A 16415-nucleotide genomic window follows, 5' to 3' on the forward strand; every position below is an offset into this window, starting at 1 on the left:
GGAGGGGGAGCAATGACAGCGGGAGGGGAGAAGATAGAGCCCCGCTTCCCCCTCCTACCGCAATCCGCTAACCGGGCCGACATGGCCTTTTATCACCCGCTCCTCTTCGCGCTCGATGCCGAGCGCGCCCATGGTCTGACGGTCGCGATGCTGTCGCGCTGGGGCGCACTCGGCGCACCGATTGGAGCAGACCCGGCACGCTATCCGCGCCTTGCGACCACGGTCGCGAGGATCGACTTCGCCAACCCGCTGGGGCTGGCGGCCGGAGTCGACAAGAATGGCGAGGCGATCGACGGCTTTTTCGGCCTGGGCTTCGGCATGGTCGAAATCGGCACGCTGACCCCCAAGTCCCAGCCCGGCAATCCCAAGCCCCGCCTGTTCCGGCTGGTCGAGGACAAGGGCGTGGTCAACCGCTACGGTTTCAACAATGGCGGACTGGATGCGGGGCTGGCGCGGGTGAAGGCCGCCAAGCGCAAGGGCGTGCTGGGCATCAATGTCGGCGCGAACAAAGATGCCGCCGACCGCATCGCCGATTATCGCCACGGCGTGACTCAGGCGGCACCGATCGCCGACTATGTCACGATCAACATCTCCAGCCCCAACACGCCGGGCCTGCGCGACCTGCAACATGGCGCCGCGCTGGCCGAATTGCTGGCCGCGTCGCGTGAGGCGGCGGGCCGTGTGCCGCTGTTCCTGAAGGTCGCCCCCGACCTCGACCCCGCCCAGATCGACGAGATCGCGCGCGCTGCGATCGACAACCGGCTGGACGCGATCATCATCGGCAACACCACCATCACCCGGCCGGACGTGAAGAGCGCCAACGCCGCCGAGACCGGCGGGCTGTCGGGCCGTCCGCTGGCCCCGCTCGCCCGTGCGCGCCTCGCCGATTTTCGCAAGGCCACCGGGACCGCGATGACGCTGATCGCAGCGGGCGGCATCGACTCCGGTGCAGAGGCCTATGCCCGCATCCGCGCCGGGGCGAGCCTGGTCCAGCTCTATTCGGCGCTGGTCTATGAGGGGCCCGGCCTCGCCGCACGCATCCTCGCCGATCTCAATGCACTGCTCACCCGCGACGGCTTTGCCAGCGTGGCGGAGGCCGTCGGCGCCTGACGTTACGGCTTGGCGCGGGGCGAGGCTTGCCGCTAGGGTCGCGGCCATGAAGCACTGGCTCTTGTCCGTCGCGGCGCTCGCGCTGCCGCTCGCCGCGCCCGTTGAGGCGCGCCAGCCCGCCGCCAAGGCTCCCGCCACCGGCATGGTCAGCGCCGCCGACCCCCGCGCCGCCGCCGCCGGGGTGGAAATCCTGCGTGCAGGCGGCAGCGCGACCGATGCCGCCATCGCGACGATGCTGGCGCTGAACGTGGTCGAGCCGCAAAGCTCCGGTATCGGCGGCGGCAGCTATTGGGTGCGCCATGACGCGCGCGGCACCAATACGATCGACGCGCGCGAAACCGCGCCGATGGCCGCCACGCCCGACTGGTTCTACGGCCCCGATGGCCGCCCGCTCAGCCATGCCGATGCCGTGCCCGGCGGGCGCAGCGTCGGCGTGCCCGGCGCGCTGCGCGGCATGGCGCTGGCCCATGCGCAAGGCGGCAAGCTGCCCTGGGCGCGGTTGTTCCAGCCCGCGATCCGGCTGGCGCGCGACGGCTTCAAGCTGACCCCGCGCCTCCAGACCGCGCTGACCCGCTATGGCGGCCATGTCGACGCCGCCACCCGCGCCCGGCTGACCGGCCCCGACGGGCAGGTGCTCCCGCTCGGCAGCGTCATCCGCAATCCCGAACAGGCCGCGCTGCTGGAGCGGATCGCCAAGCTCGGCCCCGACAGCTTCTATGTCGGCCCTCAGGCGCAGAATCTGGTGACGACCGTCAACACCGCCCAGCGCAATCCGTCGAAGATGACGACCGGCGACCTCGCCAGCTACACCGCCAAGCCGCGCCCGCCGCTTTGCGCCACCTATCGCGGCTATCGGATTTGCAGCATGGGGCCGTCCTCGGGCGGCGGATCGACGATGCTGTCGATCCTGAAGCTGCTCGAACGTTTCGACATGGCCAGGCTGGGCAAGGATTCGCCGGTCGCCTGGCATCTGTTCGCCGAGGCCTCGCGCCTCGCCTATGCCGACCGCGACATGTATCTGGGCGATCCCGATTATGTCCAGGTGCCGATCAAGGGGCTGTTCGACCCGGCCTATATTGCCAGCCGTTCGGCGCTGATCTCGCCCGACCGGACCATGGCGTCGGTCTCTCCGGGCACGCCGCCCGGTGCACCGCCGCGCGTGCGGGCGCCGGTCAGCGAGGTGCCGGGCACCACCGACCTCGTCACCGTGGATAGCGCAGGCAATGTCGCCGAGGTCACGACCACCGTCGAGGGCTCGTTCGGATCGGGCCTGTCGGTCGACGGGACGATGCTGAACAACGAGCTGACCGATTTCGACATCGTGCCGGTCAAGGACGGCGATCTGGTCGCCAACCGGGTCGAGGGCGGCAAGCGCCCGCGCAGCTCGATGTCGCCGACCATCGTCTATGGCCCCGACGGCAAAGTCCGCCTGGCGATGGGGGCTGCGGGTGGCTCGACCATCATCGCGCAGGTCGCCAAGGCGATCATCGGCGTCATCGACTGGAAGTTGAGCGCGCAGGATGCGATCGCGCAAGGCCTGCTATTCGCGCCCTATAAGGTGGCGACGGTCGAACAGGGCACATCGCTGGAGGCACTGGTCCCCGGCCTGCAGGCGCTGGGCGAGACGGTGGTCGTCGCGCCGATGGGGCTGAAGGCCAATGCCATCGAGCGGGTCGGCGACCGCTGGGTCGGTGCCGCCGATCCGCGCAGCGAAGGCGTCGCGATCGACGTGAGCGGCCGGACCAGCGCGATCACCCGCGTCGGCGACAAGCCAGGTCGCCCGGCGGAATAACCCTTACGATACGACAACAAAGAGCCCAATCGCGCGTTACGTCCAGCGATACGGGCCGGTGGGAGAGGCACCATGCGTACGCTCGAATATTTCCCCAATCTCGTCACCATGTTCTTCAGGCGTGCCGCCGAGAAGGGAAACGCCCCCTTTCTGTGGCGCAAGGAGGCCGGAGCCTGGCAGTCGATCAGCTGGGCCGAGGCCGCGCGCCAGGTCGCCAGTCTGGCGGCCGGACTGAAGGCGACCGGGCTGCAACGCGGCGACCGGGTGATGCTGGTATCGGAAAACCGCCCCGAATGGTGCATCGCCGACCTCGCCATCATGGCGGCGGGCTGTGTCACCGTGCCGACCTACACCACCAATACCGAGCGCGATCACACCCATATCATCGAGAATTCGGGGGCGCGCGCGATCATCGTGTCGACTCAGAAACTGGCGGCGACGCTGATGCCCGCCGCGCTCCGCTCCAACCATGTCCAGACGGTCATCGGGTTCGAGCCGCTGAAGCTCGGGCCGTCGCACATCGACTGCCGCCAATATGACGCGATGATCGCCGCGCATCCGACCGATCCGGCAATGGCGGCGACGCAGGCCGATTTCACCCGCGAGGACCTGGCCTGCATCATCTATACCTCGGGCACCGGCGGCGCGCCGCGCGGGGTGATGCAGCATCATGGCGCGATCCTGCACAATTGCGCCGGATGCAGTGCGATCATCGAGGAGGATTTCGGCTGGGGGGACGAGGTGTTCCTGTCCTTCCTGCCCCTCTCCCATGCCTATGAACATACCGGGGGCCAGCATTTCCCCATCTCGCTGGGCGGCCAGATCTATTATGCCGAAGGGCTCGACAAGCTCGCCGCCAATATGGAGGAGGTCGGGCCGACGATCATGTTCGTCGTCCCCCGCCTGTTCGAGGTGCTGCACACCCGCATCGCCAAGGCGATCGAGAAAAAGGGCGGATTGGGTGCCAAGCTGCTTGAACAGGCGCAGACGCTCGGCCGCCGCAGCTATGACGGTCGACTGCGCCTGATCGACCGGCCCGCGCAGCTGGCGGTCAACACGCTGTTCAAGCCCAAGATCGCCAAGCGATTCGGCGGTCGGCTCAAGGCGATGGTATCGGGCGGCGCACCACTCAACCCCGAGATCGGGCTGTTCTTCCATTCGATCGGCCTTACCCTGCTCCAGGGCTATGGCCAGACCGAGGCTGCGCCGGTCATCGCCTGCAACCGCCCCAAGTCGGGCGTGCGCATGGACACGGTCGGCCCGCCTCTGCCCGATACCGACGTGCGGATCGCCGAGGATGGCGAGATCCTGGTGCGCGGCGAGCTGGTCATGCACGGTTATTGGCGCAACCCGGTCGAGACCGAGCGGGTGCTCAAGGACGGCTGGCTCCATACCGGCGATATCGGCGAATTCGACGCGGCCGGGCGCCTGCGCATCACCGACCGCAAGAAGGACCTGATCATCAACGACAAGGGCGAGAATGTCGCCCCCCAGAAGGTCGAGGGCATGCTGACCCTGCAACCCGAGATCGGGCAGGCGATGATTGCGGGCGATCGGCGTCCCTATATGGTCGCGCTGATCGTGCCCGATGCGGAATGGACCGCCGAATGGTGCGCGAAGTCGGGCACGGGCTGCAACCGCGCGGCGCTGGACGACGATCTGGACTTTCGCGCGGCGATCTCCTCGGCGATCGACCGGGTGAACCGCGACCTGTCGGTGACCGAGCGTATCCGCCGCTTCATCATCGCCGACGAACCCTTTGCGATCGAGAACCAGCAACTGACCCCATCGCTGAAGATCCGCCGCCACGTCCTGCGTGAGGTCTATGGCGAACGGCTGGACGCGCTCTACAAGAATTGACCCGATCCTCCCCGGCACGGGGAGGTGGCAGGCCGGAGGCCTGACGGAGGGGGATTGCCATAAAGGACGTCCCCTGCGGCAATCCCCCCTCCACCATGCTGCGCATGGTCCCCCCTCCCCGGACCGGGGAGGAATGTGATCGGCTCCTCATAATCATCTCAAAACGAATCGTTGTGTAAACACAACACATCATATAGCTTGCCCATATGCACAACCGCATCGCCCTTTTCCGCAACGACCGCAACGTATCGCGGCGCGAGCTGGCGGAAGCGGTCGGCGTCAATCCGCAGACGATCGGTTATCTCGAACGCGGCGACTATAAGCCCAGCCTGGAACTGGGCCTGAAGATCGCCGCCTATTTCGACGCGCCGGTCGAGCTGGTCTTCTCCCTCTCCCCCTTCCCCTCGCTGACCGACGCGCTGCGCCGGGATGGAGATTCGTGATGCGCCATGACGCCCGCTTCGAGCCGCTGGAGCCAGCAATCCCCACGACGGCGCTGACGTCACTGTTCACGGCGCTGCCCGCCTCTTCGCCGAAATCGCCATTCCCTTGCCGCAGGAGGACGCCGCATGACCGGCTATCGCGACGGATATGATTTTCGCAAATGGTATGCCGCCAGCCTGAAGGAGCGTCCGCGTCGCTACTGGGTCCGCTGGGCGTTGGCCGGGGCGACTATGGTCGCGCTGACCGCGACGGCGCTGTACAGGACGGACGACCATCCGCCGCTGTTCCTTTCGTTCCTGCCGGGCTTCGTCATCGGCTTTTCGCCTTTCGCGCGAGACAGCTGGGCCGCCGACAAGGGCCTGGGCGTGTATGACGAGTTCGAGCATGCCGCGCTGCTGCGCGCCACCGCCCGCGCCTTTGCCGCCTATATCGCCCTCGTCGCGCTTCTGGTCAGCTGGATGATCACCGCGCCCGGCCTGGGCTGGCCGGTGCCGACCCGGCCGATGCAGTGGACCGGCTGGCTCGTCACCCTGCTGGTCATCGGCATCAGCCTGCCCGCGACCTTTGCCGAGTTCATGGTCCCGATGCCCGATGCCGAGGACGAGACGCTATGACCAACCAGCGATTCTTCGCGCGACTCGATACCATGGTCGATTGGACGGGCATCCCCGCACTGGCCAAGGGCACACCGAAACGTCGGCCGCTCCGCTGGCCCGCGACACTCGCGCTGGCGCTGGCCTTTGGCGGCTATGGCTTTTCGGTGGTCCACGCGATGGGCTTCCCCGCCGCTTCGCTGGGCTATGGCATAGAGATGCTGGGGTTCGCGATCGGTTGCTTCGTCCAGATATGGGGACCGCTGAAGCCCTTTGGCGGCATGGAGCGGGCCGACGAATGGGACCAAGCGGTTCGGGCGCGGGCCTATCTGGTGACCTTCGCGGTGTTTGCCGTCACGACGATGATCGCGCTGGCGCTGATGATGGGTGCCCTCGCCTTCGACTATCCCCGAGAGGCGGTTATGCAGGGCGGTGCGCAGACCCTGTTCCTGCTGTTCGCCATCCTCAACGCCATGCCGACCGCCCATGCGAGCTGGTCGGTGCGATGGCAGCGGGACGGCGATCAGGCCGACTGAGCCTATCCGCCGTGTCGTCTGAACGGCGGCGAAGCCCTCCCTATCACCGACAGGGAGGGCAAATGGATCACGCCGGGGTCAGCAGGCCTTCCTTGGCGATCTTGTCGCGCCAGACCAGCGGGGCCAGGGTGTGGACGTTCTGGCCTTCGGAATCGACTGCGACGGTGACGGGGAAATTCTCCACGTCAAACTCGTAGATCGCCTCCATGCCCAGATCCTCGAAGCCGACGACCTTCGATCCCTTGATCGCGCGGGCGACCAGATAGGCCGCGCCGCCGACCGCCATCAGATAGGCGGACTGATATTCGCGGATCGCGTCGGTCGCTGCGGGCCCGCGCTCGGCCTTGCCGACCATCGCCAGCAGGCCCTGGTCGAGCATCATGCGGGTGAACTTGTCCATGCGCGTCGCGGTCGTCGGGCCCGCCGGGCCGACCACTTCCTCGCCGACCGGATCGACCGGGCCGACATAATAGATCACCCGGCCCTTGAACTCGACCGGCAGTTCCTCGCCGCGGTCGAGCATGTCCTTGATCCGCTTATGCGCGGCGTCGCGCCCCGTGAGCATCTTGCCGTTGAGCAGCAGCCGGTCGCCATGCTTCCAGCTCTTCACCTCTTCGGGCGTCAGCGTGTTCAGGTCGACGCGCTTGGCGGCTTGCAGGTCGGGCTTCCAGTCGACCTTCGGCCATTCCTCCAGCTTGGGCGCCTCCAGATAGACCGGGCCCGAGCCGTCCAGCGTGAAGTGCGCATGGCGGGTCGCGGCGCAATTGGGGATCATCGCGACGGGCTTGGACGCGGCGTGGGTCGGCCAGTCGAGGATCTTGACGTCGAGGATGGTGGACAGGCCGCCCAGTCCCTGCGCGCCGATGCCCAGTGCGTTGACCTTGTCGAACAGCTCGATACGCAGCGCCTCGATATCGTTGCGGGGGCCGCGTTCCTTCAGCTGCCCCATGTCGATCGCGCCCATCAGCGATTCCTTGGCGAGCAGGACCGCCTTCTCGGCGGTGCCGCCGATGCCGATGCCGAGCATGCCCGGCGGGCACCAGCCCGCGCCCATTTGCGGCACCATCTCCAGCACCCAATCGACGATCGAGTCGGACGGGTTCATCATCTTGAACTTCGACTTGTTCTCCGACCCGCCGCCCTTGGCCGCGACGTCGACCGTCACCTTGTTGCCCGGCACCATCTCGACATGCAGGACGCTGGGCGTGTTGTCCTTGGTGTTGCGGCGGGTGAAGGCGGGGTCGGCGAGGATCGAGGCGCGCAGCTTGTTTTCGGGGTGGAGATAGGCGCGGCGCACGCCCTCATCGACGACTTCCTGAAGCGAGCGGTCGCCCGACAGGCGGCAGTCCTGGCCCCATTTCACGAAGACCGTGACGATGCCGGTGTCCTGGCAGATCGGGCGATAGCCCTCCGCGCACATGCGGCTGTTGGTCAGGATCTGCGCAATGGCATCCTTGGCCGCCGGGCTCTTCTCGGCCTCATAGGCCTTACCCAGCGCACGGATATAATCCATCGGGTGATAGTAGCTGATGAACTGGAGCGCGTCGGCCACGCTCTCGATCAGGTCGGTGTCGCGGATCAGGGTCGTCATGGGGTGGCCTTTTGCGACAGCGGGGCCGCGCACGCAACGCCCGTCGTTCACCGGTTCTGCGATTCGCGATGATGCCATGCTTCAATCAATCTTAACCTCGATTCGCGAGGGTCGGTCGAACCCCAGTGGAACCGCGATATCCTCATGCCGTCCGCCACCGACCGAATCCCCTTTCTGGCCCTGATCGGTCTCGTCGAGGACAATGACGAGCTGCTGATCTCGTTGCACCTCGATCGGTTGAAGAGGCTGTGTCGGACATGGCCGCTGGCGATCCTGCAGAATCTCGTCACGGTGGCGATCATCGCGGGCTTCGGCGCGCTGAGCGATCCCCGGCCGGTGCTGATCGAAAAGGCCATCGGCTGCACGGCCATGATGCTGGGCACGGTGGCATTCGGCATCGTCCTGTGGCGGGGCCAATCGCGGCAATGGCCCTTTTACCGGTTCAAGCAATGGCTGAGCGTGATGGGTCTGGTCCTGTCGCTCACCACGGCGCCGCTGCTGCTGATCCTGACCGGGTCGCAGTCCGGCAGCCACGGATGGGCCTCGGCACTGGCGCTGATCTGCGCGATGTGGTCGATGGCGGCGATGCTGAACCCGGTGCGCGGCGCGCTGCTCGGCTATTCCTTCGGCTTTGCGTTCCTGGCGCCGATCGCCGCGCTGGCCTGGGGCGTGCCCGTCCTGCCCGTGCTGGCCGCCGTCACGCCGCCGCTGCTGTTCCTGGTGCTGAAGGCGCAGCGCCTGGGCCGGGTGGACTATGATGCGGCACGCGCGCGGGCCCGCGAGTTCGGCCAGGGGCAACAGGCGGTCAAGATGATCGCCGAGTTCGAGGAACATGGCACCGGCTGGTTCTGGGAAACCGATCGCCAGGGACGGCTGACCTATCTGTCGAAGAAGGTCGCCGACGATCTGGTCGGGCCGGACGGCGACTATCACGGCCATGCGCTGACCGAGCTGTTCCACATGGATTCCACCGCGCCGGGCAGCGAACGCACCCTGTCCTTCCACATGGCGTCACGCACCAGCTTTTCCGACTATACGGTCTGTGCGGTGGCGGGCGGCCCCGCCGTCGCCGATCGCTGGTGGTCGATTTCGGGGCGGCCGATCATCGACAGCATCGGCCGGTTCCGCGGCTTTATCGGATCGGGGTCCGACCTGACCGAAAAGCGCCGGTCGGAGGCGGAGATCACCCGACTGGCGCTGTTCGACAGCCTGACCGGCCTGGCCAATCGCCAGCGCATGAAGCTGTCGCTCGACAAGACGTTGAAACAGTCGGTCAGCCCCTATCGCCCGACCGCCTTGTTCCTGATGGACCTGGACCGGTTCAAGGCGGTCAACGACACGCTCGGCCATCCGGCAGGCGACCTGTTGCTGCAGCTGGTCGCGCGGCGGCTGGAACAGGTGGTGGGCGATGTCGGGCTGGTCGGGCGCCTGGGCGGCGACGAGTTCCAGATCCTGCTGCCCGGTATCGACTCGCGCGACCGGCTGGCCAGCCTCGCCAAGGAGATCATCGTCACCCTGTCGCGCCCCTATGACGTGCACGGCAACGAGGTGACGATCGGCTGTTCGATCGGCATCGCCATCGCGCCGGAGGACGGCGCGGATTCGCAGACCCTGATCCGCAACGCCGACCTTGGCCTCTATGCCGCCAAGGGCGACGGGCGCGGCGTCCACCGTTTCTATGCCGAGGCGATGCTGGAAGGCGCGCGCAGCCGCAAGCGGATGGAGGAGGATTTGCGCGTCGCCATCGCGCAAGGGCAGTTCCACCTCGCCTATCAGCCCGTCGTGTCGACCCGCGATGCGATGATCGTCGGCTATGAGGCGCTGCTGCGCTGGCGTCACCCGACCCAGGGCGACATCTCGCCCGCGCAATTCGTGCCGATCGCCGAGGAGTGCGGGCTGATCGAGCAGATCGGCGAATGGGTGATGCGTACCGCCTGCCTGGAGGCGGCGAGCTGGCCCCGCCCCGCGCGCGTCGCGGTCAACGTCTCGTCGATCCAGTTCGCCAAGCCGCATCTGCCCGCTCTCGTTTCTCAGGCGCTGGCGCAATCGGGGCTGGAGCCGTCGCGGCTGGAGCTGGAGATCACCGAAAGCGTGTTCCTGAACGACAATCAGGAGTCGGACCGCAAATTCGCTGCGCTCAAGGCGCTGGGCGTCCGCCTGGCGCTCGACGATTTTGGCACCGGCTATTCCTCGCTCGGCTATCTGCGCCGCGCGCCGTTCGACAAGATCAAGATTGACCAGTCCTTCGTCCACGGCGCGATCCGCGCCGGCAGCCGCAACGCCGCGATCATCCGTGCGATCGTGACGCTGGCCGACACGCTGGGCATGGAGACGACCGCCGAGGGCGTCGAGATTCAGGATGAGATCGAGCTGATCCGCGACCTGGGGTGCAGCCACATCCAGGGCTATGTCTATGGCAAGCCCGCCGGATCGGACGAAGTGCACCGGATGCTGCGCGATCGCGAGGGCCGCGCCGAGCCGGTCGGCCTGAAATCCAATCGCCGCCCGCGCATGAAGATCCTGCGCACCGCCCAGGTCATGTCGGGCACCGCGACGATCGATGTGCGCATCCGCGACATGTCGACGACCGGCGTGATGATCGAGGGGCTGCCCCCCGCCTATATCGTATGCGGCGCGGCGATCGGCATCCGCCTGGGCGCGGACCGCCCCTTGCGCGGCTATATACGCTGGGAGCGCGAGGGGCGGGTCGGCATCGCCTTCGCCACGCCGCTGGCCGAGGATCACCCCTGGCTGGAAGGCGACGATAACCACGACCATCACCGCCAGTCTGCGTGATGCCGCTCCCGCTGCAAGGCTAGGATTTACATCGGGATAGGAAACTGCCTCCCGCACGTTCGCGGCGTCATGACTGTTTCCGCCCCGACGCCCGAAGGCGCTTCGCCCCGCATCCCCGCGCTCAGTATTGTCTTCGGTTACGGCCCGGTGCTCGTCCTGCCGCTGGCCGCACTGGCCGCCTGGACGGGGGCGCCGCTGGCCTTGCTGATCGGCCAGATATGGGGCGCGGCCATCCTGATCTTTCTGGCGGGCGTGGCGCGGGGGCTCAGCTTCTTCACGCCGGGCGGGCCGCACCGGTCGCAGATGCTGGTCATGGGATTGCGCTTCACCTTGGGGCTGCTCGCCCTGATCGCCGGGCCGTTGACGGCGTTCGTGCTGCTGATCCTGGGCTATGCGTCGATCGCGGTGACCGATCCCTGGACGGCCCGCTGGGGCGGAGCGCCCGAGCATTTCGCACGGCTGCGGCCACCGCAAATGGCGGTCGCGCTGGTCGGCCTGATCGCGCTGCTCCTATTGTCATTCGGTTAATCGCAACCGCCTAAAAAAATTTTTAGGGGCTTGCGCTTCGCGAACCCCGCAGACATCCGTGCGTCGCGGCTTTTCGAGCGCCTGACGCAAGCGTCATTCGTCGCAACCAACCCGCTCCCCATGCTTTAGGCTCTTGCGGTCCCGCCCGGGATTTTCCACTATGGATTGTGGAAGAGGTCGGGGGCGGCCCCAAGCACTGGTAGGACAGGGACAAAGACCGGACACCGGAAACGGCGTCTCGTCCGACCCTCTGCCCGGATCGCGACGTACGCGGCGCGGGGTGTTACGGGGCATGATGCCGACTCGAACGGAACAAGAACAAAGGAGCGGCATCGATGATGGATTTCAGGGATAGCCGGGATAGCGACATGACGACTGATATGCTTGAGAAAATGGCCGCCGACACGGTAGCCGCGCCTGCCCCGACGCCCGCCGATACCAAGTCGGTGCGCCCGCAACCCTATCCGGTCGAGGTCGACCATGCGCGCGATGCGCGGCTGACCGATTTCGGCAAGGAAACGCTGAACGACCGCTACCTCCTGCCCGGCGAAAGCTATCAGGACCTGTTCGTGCGCGTCGCCTCGGCCTATGCCGACAATGCCGAGCACGCCCAGCGGCTGTACGACTATATCTCGAAGCTGTGGTTCATGCCCGCCACGCCGGTCCTGTCGAACGGCGGCACCGGTCGCGGCCTGCCGATCAGCTGCTACCTGAACTCGGTGCCCGACAGCCTGGACGGCATCGTCACCACCTGGAACGAGAATGTGTGGCTGGCGTCGCGCGGCGGCGGCATCGGCACCTATTGGGGCAATGTGCGCGGCATCGGCGAGCCGGTGGGTCTTAACGGCAAGACCAGCGGCATCATCCCCTTCGTCCGCGTGATGGACTCGCTGACGCTGGCGATCAGCCAGGGTTCGCTGCGTCGCGGCTCGGCCGCCTGCTATCTCGACATCTCGCACCCCGAGATCGAGGAGTTCCTGGAAATCCGCAAGCCCAGCGGCGACTTCAACCGCAAGGCGCTGAACCTCCATCACGGCGTGCTGATCCCCGACGCCTTCATGGAGGCGGTGCGCGACGGCGCCGAATGGCATCTCAAGAGCCCCAAGACCGGCGAGGTCCGCGCGACCGTCGACGCGCGCGCGCTGTTCCAGAAGCTGGTCGAGACCCGTCTGGCGACCGGCGAGCCGTACATCGTCTTCGCCGACCATGTGAACAAGAACATGCCCAAGCATCACCGCGAGCTGGGGCTGAAGGTGTCGACGTCGAACCTGTGTTCGGAAATCACCCTGCCGACCGGCATCGACCATAAGGGCAAGGACCGCACCGCCGTCTGCTGCCTGTCGTCGCTGAACCTGGAAACCTGGGACGAGTGGAAGGACGACAAGCAGTTCATCGAGGACGTGATGCGTTTCCTCGACAATGTCCTGCAGGACTATATCGAGCGCCATGAGCCGGGCATGGAGCGCGCCGCCTATTCCGCCAGCCGCGAACGCTCGGTCGGCCTGGGCGTGATGGGCTTCCACAGCTTCCTCCAGGCGCGTGGCATTCCCTTCGAGGGGGCGATGGCCAAGTCGTGGAACCTGCGCATGTTCAAACATGTCAGCGCCCAGGTGAACCAGGCGTCGATGACCCTGGCGGTCGAGCGCGGGCCCTGCCCCGACGCGGCCGATGTCGGCGTGATGGAACGCTTCAGCTGCAAGATGGCGATCGCGCCGACCGCGTCGATCAGCATCATCTGCGGCGGCACCAGCGCGTGCATCGAACCGATCCCGGCGAACATCTATACCCACAAGACGCTGTCCGGTTCGTTCGTCGTGAAGAACCCCTATCTGGAAAAGCTGCTGATCGAGAAGGCGAAGAACGCGGACTCGGTCTGGAACTCGATCCTCGAGCATGGCGGCTCGGTCCAGCATCTCGACTTCCTGTCCCAGGAGGAAAAGGACACGTTCAAGACCTCGTTCGAGATCGACCAGCGCTGGCTGCTCGAACTGGCGGGTGACCGCACGCCTTATATCGACCAGGCGCAGTCGCTGAACCTTTTCATCCCGGCCGATGTGGAAAAGTGGGACCTCCTCATGCTCCACTTCCGCGCGTGGGAGCTGGGCATCAAGTCGCTCTATTATCTCCGCTCGAAGTCGGTGCAGCGCGCCGGGTTCGCCGGGTCGGGCGGCGTCGAGGCCGACAATACGATCAGCGCACCGAAGTTCGAGATCGGGGAAACGACCGATTATGACGAATGCCTGGCGTGTCAGTGAGGTGATGACCGCCTACGGGAAGGCACATAATGACCCATCGTCCTTCCTCACCTCCCTCTCCCCTTGTGGGAGAGGGAAGGGGCCCGCGGCCAAAGGCCGTGGGAAGGGTGAGGGGCAATGCCCGGGGCTTGACCAAACGCCAGCTGCTGCCCGCGACGACCGTCACCCGCTCGCGTGAGCTGCGCCAGAATGCTGGTGATCCAGAACGGCGGTTATGGCGCGCGCTACGTGATGCTTTGCCGACCATGAAGTTTCGTCGTCAGGTCCCAATCGGACCATACCATGTGGATTTCTGCTCGCACGTGGCCCGAGTGATCGTCGAGGTCGACGGCGACGACCATGCGCTGAAACAGGAAAGCGATGCCCGGCGCACCCGCTTTCTCGAACACGAAGGTTACGACGTGATCCGTTTAGCCAATGCCGACGTGATGACCCAGCTCGACGGTGTCGTGACGGCGATCGGCGCGTGGATCGCCCATAAGCAAAAGGGCCGCCCGTGATGGACGGCCCCCTCACCCTCCCACGGCCTATGGCCGCGGGTCCCTCCCTCTCCCACAAGGGGAGAGGGAGTGGGAAATCACTCCGCCTCTTCGAACTCGTCGACGGCGTTCTGGGCGGTCGCCGACAGACGCACCGTGTTGCCTTCCACCTCGGCAACCAGGCCGATCGGCAGATAGTGATGCTTGGCGCCCTGCCCGTCCTGGGTCTGGGGGCTGTCGTTCTTGGTCAGCTTGATGCGGTCGCCCTCGACATGGTCGACGGTCCCGACATGGACGCCGTCCGCACCGACGACTTCCGCATGTTCCTTGATCTGGCTGACATCGACCATTGTTCGTCTCCTGTGTTGGGTTCGGGTTCGGAACGCGCCAGCCCGGAATTGGTCGCATGACAGGGGCCACGATCATGTACGGCGTTGCCGCCCTGTTAACCGGGATCGGTGCAACGCTTCTGCTGCAACTCCGCCGCCCGCAGTCGGACGAGGGCCGTTATGCCCGGCTGATCGCGGGCACCATGTTCGCCACGGGCGGGATCATTCTCGCCGGTTTTGCCACCGCTCTGCGCTCCTGGGCGAGCAGCGGCTGAACCGGCCTTCACCCTCTTCATCTCATTCGTACCCGGAGTAACCCCCATGTCCCTCCTTCAAGCCTCCAAGCAGTACAAGCCCTTTGAATATCCCTGGGCGTTCGAGTTCTGGAAGCGCCAGCAACAGCTCCACTGGCTGCCCGAAGAGGTGCCGCTGGGCGAGGATTGCCGCGATTGGGCGCAGAAGCTGACCGATCACGAGCGCAACCTGCTGACCCAGATCTTCCGCTTCTTCACCCAGGCGGACGTCGAGGTGCAGGACTGCTATCACGAGAAATACGGCCGGGTGTTCAAGCCGACCGAGGTCAAGATGATGCTGACCGCCTTCTCCAACATGGAGACAGTGCATATCGCGGCGTACAGCCATCTGCTCGACACGATCGGCATGCCCGAGAGCGAATATGGCGCCTTCCTCGAATATGCCGAGATGAAGGACAAGCACGACTATCTGCAGAAGTTCGGCGTCGACAATGACGAGGATATCGCGCGCACGCTGGCCATGTTCGGCGGCTTTACCGAGGGCGTGCAGCTGTTCGCGTCCTTCGCGATGCTGATGAACTTCCCGCGCTTCAACAAGATGAAGGGCATGGGCCAGATCGTCACCTGGTCGGTGCGCGACGAGTCGCTGCACTGCGAGGGGATCATCCAGCTGTTCCACGCCTTCACCAAGGAGCGCGGCTGCCTGACCAAGGCGGTGAAGGACGATATCGCCGACCAGTGCCAGACGACGGTGCGGCTGGAGGATAACTTCATCGATCTGGCGTTCGAGATGGGCCCGGTCAGCGGCATGACGGCCAAGGATATCAAGAAATATATCCGCTACATCGCCGACTGGCGCCTGGGCCAGTTGGGCCTGAAGCCGATCTACATGATCGACGAGCATCCCCTGCCTTGGCTGACCCCGCTGCTCAACGGCGTCGAGCACGCCAACTTCTTCGAGACGCGCGCGACGGAATATTCCAAGGCGGCGACGCGCGGCCAGTGGAACGACGTCTGGGACGCGTTCGACACCCGCCAGAAGGCGAAGGCCAACAAGGCCGCCAACGAAGAGCCGAGCGAAACTGGCGACATGTTCTCGGCCGCAGGCGTCGCGGCGGAGTAAATATGGCTACTTTTACCCAGCCACGCTATTCCCGCAAACAGGTGTCAAAGGCAGGCACCCGTATTGCAAATGGCGCTTCGAGTTTTGAAGACAGCTTAGTGCTTGAGAACTGGCGAGCGTCGCATGGCTGGGTGATTAATACATTTCAAGTCAACCTAAGGCGCCGCTCACGAGGAACGGATATCGTAGTTGGAACGCGTTTGAAGCGCCGCCCCACGATTATGAACAAACTTCAACGCTTCCCACAAATGCAGCTCGGACGGATGCACGACATCGCAGGATGTCGTGTTATCTTTCCTAACATAGCAAATCTGAATAGCTTTCGACAAAACGTTCATCGCGCTCGTTTCGCGCATACGCGCCGCAGCCTGGACGATAGCAAATGGAACTACATTCTTCATCCCAAGGACAATGGGTACCGGGGAATCCATGATGTTTACGAATATGAAAGCCGGTCGGCGGCGGCAGATCCTTGGAAAGGCTTACTGATAGAAATTCAGTATAGAACGCTTTTACAACATTCATGGGCAACGGCCGTGGAGGTGGCCGGGCTATTAACCCATAACAACCCAAAATTCGAGCAGGGCGCTCCAGAATTTATCGATTTTTTCGCAATTTCTAGCGAAATATTATCCAGAAAATACGAATCTATGCCATCATGCTTTCCAGATTTAAGTGACGCAGAATTACTAGAAAGATTCCATCACCTAGGGTCCAAACCCAAT

15 protein-coding genes are annotated in these 16415 nt (G+C 65.1%); 13 read left to right on the forward strand and 2 right to left on the reverse strand.

The features are described 5' to 3' along the window. Positions 1 to 81: 81 nt before the first annotated feature. The 6 genes from SB4_RS14465 to SB4_RS14490 all read left to right on the forward strand — a co-directional run bounded on the left by SB4_RS14465 (position 82) and on the right by SB4_RS14490 (position 6335). The gene (locus tag SB4_RS14465) at positions 82 to 1110 is read left to right on the forward strand and encodes a quinone-dependent dihydroorotate dehydrogenase (RefSeq protein WP_058753131.1); all 1029 of its coding nucleotides are present in this window, start codon (positions 82 to 84) and stop codon (positions 1108 to 1110) included. Between the two features lie 46 nt (positions 1111 to 1156). Continuing rightward, positions 1157 to 2902 (forward strand): gamma-glutamyltransferase, encoded by a 1746-nt coding sequence (gene ggt, locus SB4_RS14470; protein ID WP_193753834.1) that lies wholly within the window; start codon positions 1157 to 1159, stop codon positions 2900 to 2902. A gap of 72 nt (positions 2903 to 2974) precedes the next feature. Continuing rightward, a complete protein-coding gene (locus SB4_RS14475) occupies positions 2975 to 4762 on the forward strand; it encodes an AMP-dependent synthetase/ligase (RefSeq protein ID WP_058753132.1) in 1788 nt (595 codons plus the stop codon). 206 nt (positions 4763 to 4968) lie between these two features. Further along, on the forward strand, positions 4969 to 5205 hold the full coding sequence (locus tag SB4_RS14480) for a helix-turn-helix transcriptional regulator (RefSeq protein WP_058716992.1): 237 nt from the start codon (positions 4969 to 4971) through the stop codon (positions 5203 to 5205). Between the two features lie 126 nt (positions 5206 to 5331). Then, positions 5332 to 5820 carry a hypothetical protein gene (locus SB4_RS14485; RefSeq protein WP_058753133.1) on the forward strand — a complete coding sequence of 163 codons (489 nt, stop codon included), beginning with the start codon at positions 5332 to 5334 and terminating at the stop codon, positions 5818 to 5820. Continuing rightward, complete coding sequence (locus SB4_RS14490) at positions 5817 to 6335, forward strand: hypothetical protein (RefSeq protein ID WP_058753134.1); 519 nt, start codon at positions 5817 to 5819, stop codon at positions 6333 to 6335. The genes SB4_RS14485 and SB4_RS14490 overlap by 4 nt, the downstream gene beginning before the upstream one ends. Before the next feature lie 67 nt (positions 6336 to 6402). On the opposite strand, the gene SB4_RS14495 is transcribed toward SB4_RS14490, so the two are convergent. Next, entirely contained in the window at positions 6403 to 7926 is a 1524-nt protein-coding gene (locus SB4_RS14495; RefSeq protein ID WP_058753135.1) for a fumarate hydratase, read from the reverse strand. 144 nt (positions 7927 to 8070) lie between these two features. Between SB4_RS14495 and SB4_RS14500 the strand changes: the two genes are divergently transcribed. The 4 genes from SB4_RS14500 to SB4_RS14515 all read left to right on the forward strand — a co-directional run bounded on the left by SB4_RS14500 (position 8071) and on the right by SB4_RS14515 (position 14005). After that, entirely contained in the window at positions 8071 to 10722 is a 2652-nt protein-coding gene (locus tag SB4_RS14500) for a putative bifunctional diguanylate cyclase/phosphodiesterase (protein WP_058753136.1), read from the forward strand. Between the two features lie 69 nt (positions 10723 to 10791). Then, the gene (locus SB4_RS14505; protein ID WP_058753137.1) at positions 10792 to 11250 is read left to right on the forward strand and encodes a DUF3429 family protein; all 459 of its coding nucleotides are present in this window, start codon (positions 10792 to 10794) and stop codon (positions 11248 to 11250) included. A gap of 338 nt (positions 11251 to 11588) precedes the next feature. Continuing rightward, complete coding sequence (locus SB4_RS14510; RefSeq protein ID WP_058753141.1) at positions 11589 to 13505, forward strand: ribonucleoside-diphosphate reductase subunit alpha; 1917 nt, start codon at positions 11589 to 11591, stop codon at positions 13503 to 13505. Between the two features lie 128 nt (positions 13506 to 13633). Further along, on the forward strand, positions 13634 to 14005 hold the full coding sequence (locus SB4_RS14515; protein ID WP_241488636.1) for an endonuclease domain-containing protein: 372 nt from the start codon (positions 13634 to 13636) through the stop codon (positions 14003 to 14005). A 77-nt stretch (positions 14006 to 14082) separates the two neighbouring features. On the opposite strand, the gene SB4_RS14520 is transcribed toward SB4_RS14515, so the two are convergent. Beyond that, the gene (locus SB4_RS14520) at positions 14083 to 14334 is read right to left on the reverse strand and encodes a DUF2171 domain-containing protein (protein ID WP_058716985.1); all 252 of its coding nucleotides are present in this window, start codon (positions 14332 to 14334) and stop codon (positions 14083 to 14085) included. Positions 14335 to 14390: 56 nt separating this feature from the next. Between SB4_RS14520 and SB4_RS14525 the strand changes: the two genes are divergently transcribed. The 3 genes from SB4_RS14525 to SB4_RS19120 form a co-directional block, all read left to right on the forward strand. Beyond that, complete coding sequence (locus tag SB4_RS14525) at positions 14391 to 14588, forward strand: hypothetical protein (protein ID WP_061779890.1); 198 nt, start codon at positions 14391 to 14393, stop codon at positions 14586 to 14588. Positions 14589 to 14634: 46 nt separating this feature from the next. Then, positions 14635 to 15690 (forward strand): ribonucleotide-diphosphate reductase subunit beta, encoded by a 1056-nt coding sequence (locus SB4_RS14530; RefSeq protein WP_058716983.1) that lies wholly within the window; start codon positions 14635 to 14637, stop codon positions 15688 to 15690. A 2-nt stretch (positions 15691 to 15692) separates the two neighbouring features. After that, positions 15693 to 16415 (forward strand): RelA/SpoT domain-containing protein (locus SB4_RS19120; RefSeq protein ID WP_193753835.1); only part of this gene is annotated, 723 nt, incomplete at its 3' end.

This window comes from Sphingomonas sanguinis (assembly GCF_001476905.1).
Taxonomy (GTDB): domain Bacteria; phylum Pseudomonadota; class Alphaproteobacteria; order Sphingomonadales; family Sphingomonadaceae; genus Sphingomonas; species Sphingomonas sanguinis_B.

Excerpts from the sequence above, each read along its gene's own strand:
- SB4_RS14465 (WP_058753131.1), top strand. The coding sequence starts at position 82 with ATGGCCTTTTATCACCCGCTCCTCTTCGCGCTCGATGCCGAGCGCGCC.
- ggt (WP_193753834.1), top strand. The coding sequence starts at position 1,157 with ATGAAGCACTGGCTCTTGTCCGTCGCGGCGCTCGCGCTGCCGCTCGCC.
- SB4_RS14475 (WP_058753132.1), top strand. The coding sequence starts at position 2,975 with ATGCGTACGCTCGAATATTTCCCCAATCTCGTCACCATGTTCTTCAGG.
- SB4_RS14480 (WP_058716992.1), top strand. The coding sequence starts at position 4,969 with ATGCACAACCGCATCGCCCTTTTCCGCAACGACCGCAACGTATCGCGG.
- SB4_RS14485 (WP_058753133.1), top strand. The coding sequence starts at position 5,332 with ATGACCGGCTATCGCGACGGATATGATTTTCGCAAATGGTATGCCGCC.
- SB4_RS14490 (WP_058753134.1), top strand. The coding sequence starts at position 5,817 with ATGACCAACCAGCGATTCTTCGCGCGACTCGATACCATGGTCGATTGG.
- SB4_RS14495 (WP_058753135.1), bottom strand. The coding sequence starts at position 7,926 with ATGACGACCCTGATCCGCGACACCGACCTGATCGAGAGCGTGGCCGAC.
- SB4_RS14500 (WP_058753136.1), top strand. The coding sequence starts at position 8,071 with ATGCCGTCCGCCACCGACCGAATCCCCTTTCTGGCCCTGATCGGTCTC.
- SB4_RS14505 (WP_058753137.1), top strand. The coding sequence starts at position 10,792 with ATGACTGTTTCCGCCCCGACGCCCGAAGGCGCTTCGCCCCGCATCCCC.
- SB4_RS14510 (WP_058753141.1), top strand. The coding sequence starts at position 11,589 with ATGGATTTCAGGGATAGCCGGGATAGCGACATGACGACTGATATGCTT.
- SB4_RS14520 (WP_058716985.1), bottom strand. The coding sequence starts at position 14,334 with ATGGTCGATGTCAGCCAGATCAAGGAACATGCGGAAGTCGTCGGTGCG.
- SB4_RS14525 (WP_061779890.1), top strand. The coding sequence starts at position 14,391 with ATGACAGGGGCCACGATCATGTACGGCGTTGCCGCCCTGTTAACCGGG.
- SB4_RS14530 (WP_058716983.1), top strand. The coding sequence starts at position 14,635 with ATGTCCCTCCTTCAAGCCTCCAAGCAGTACAAGCCCTTTGAATATCCC.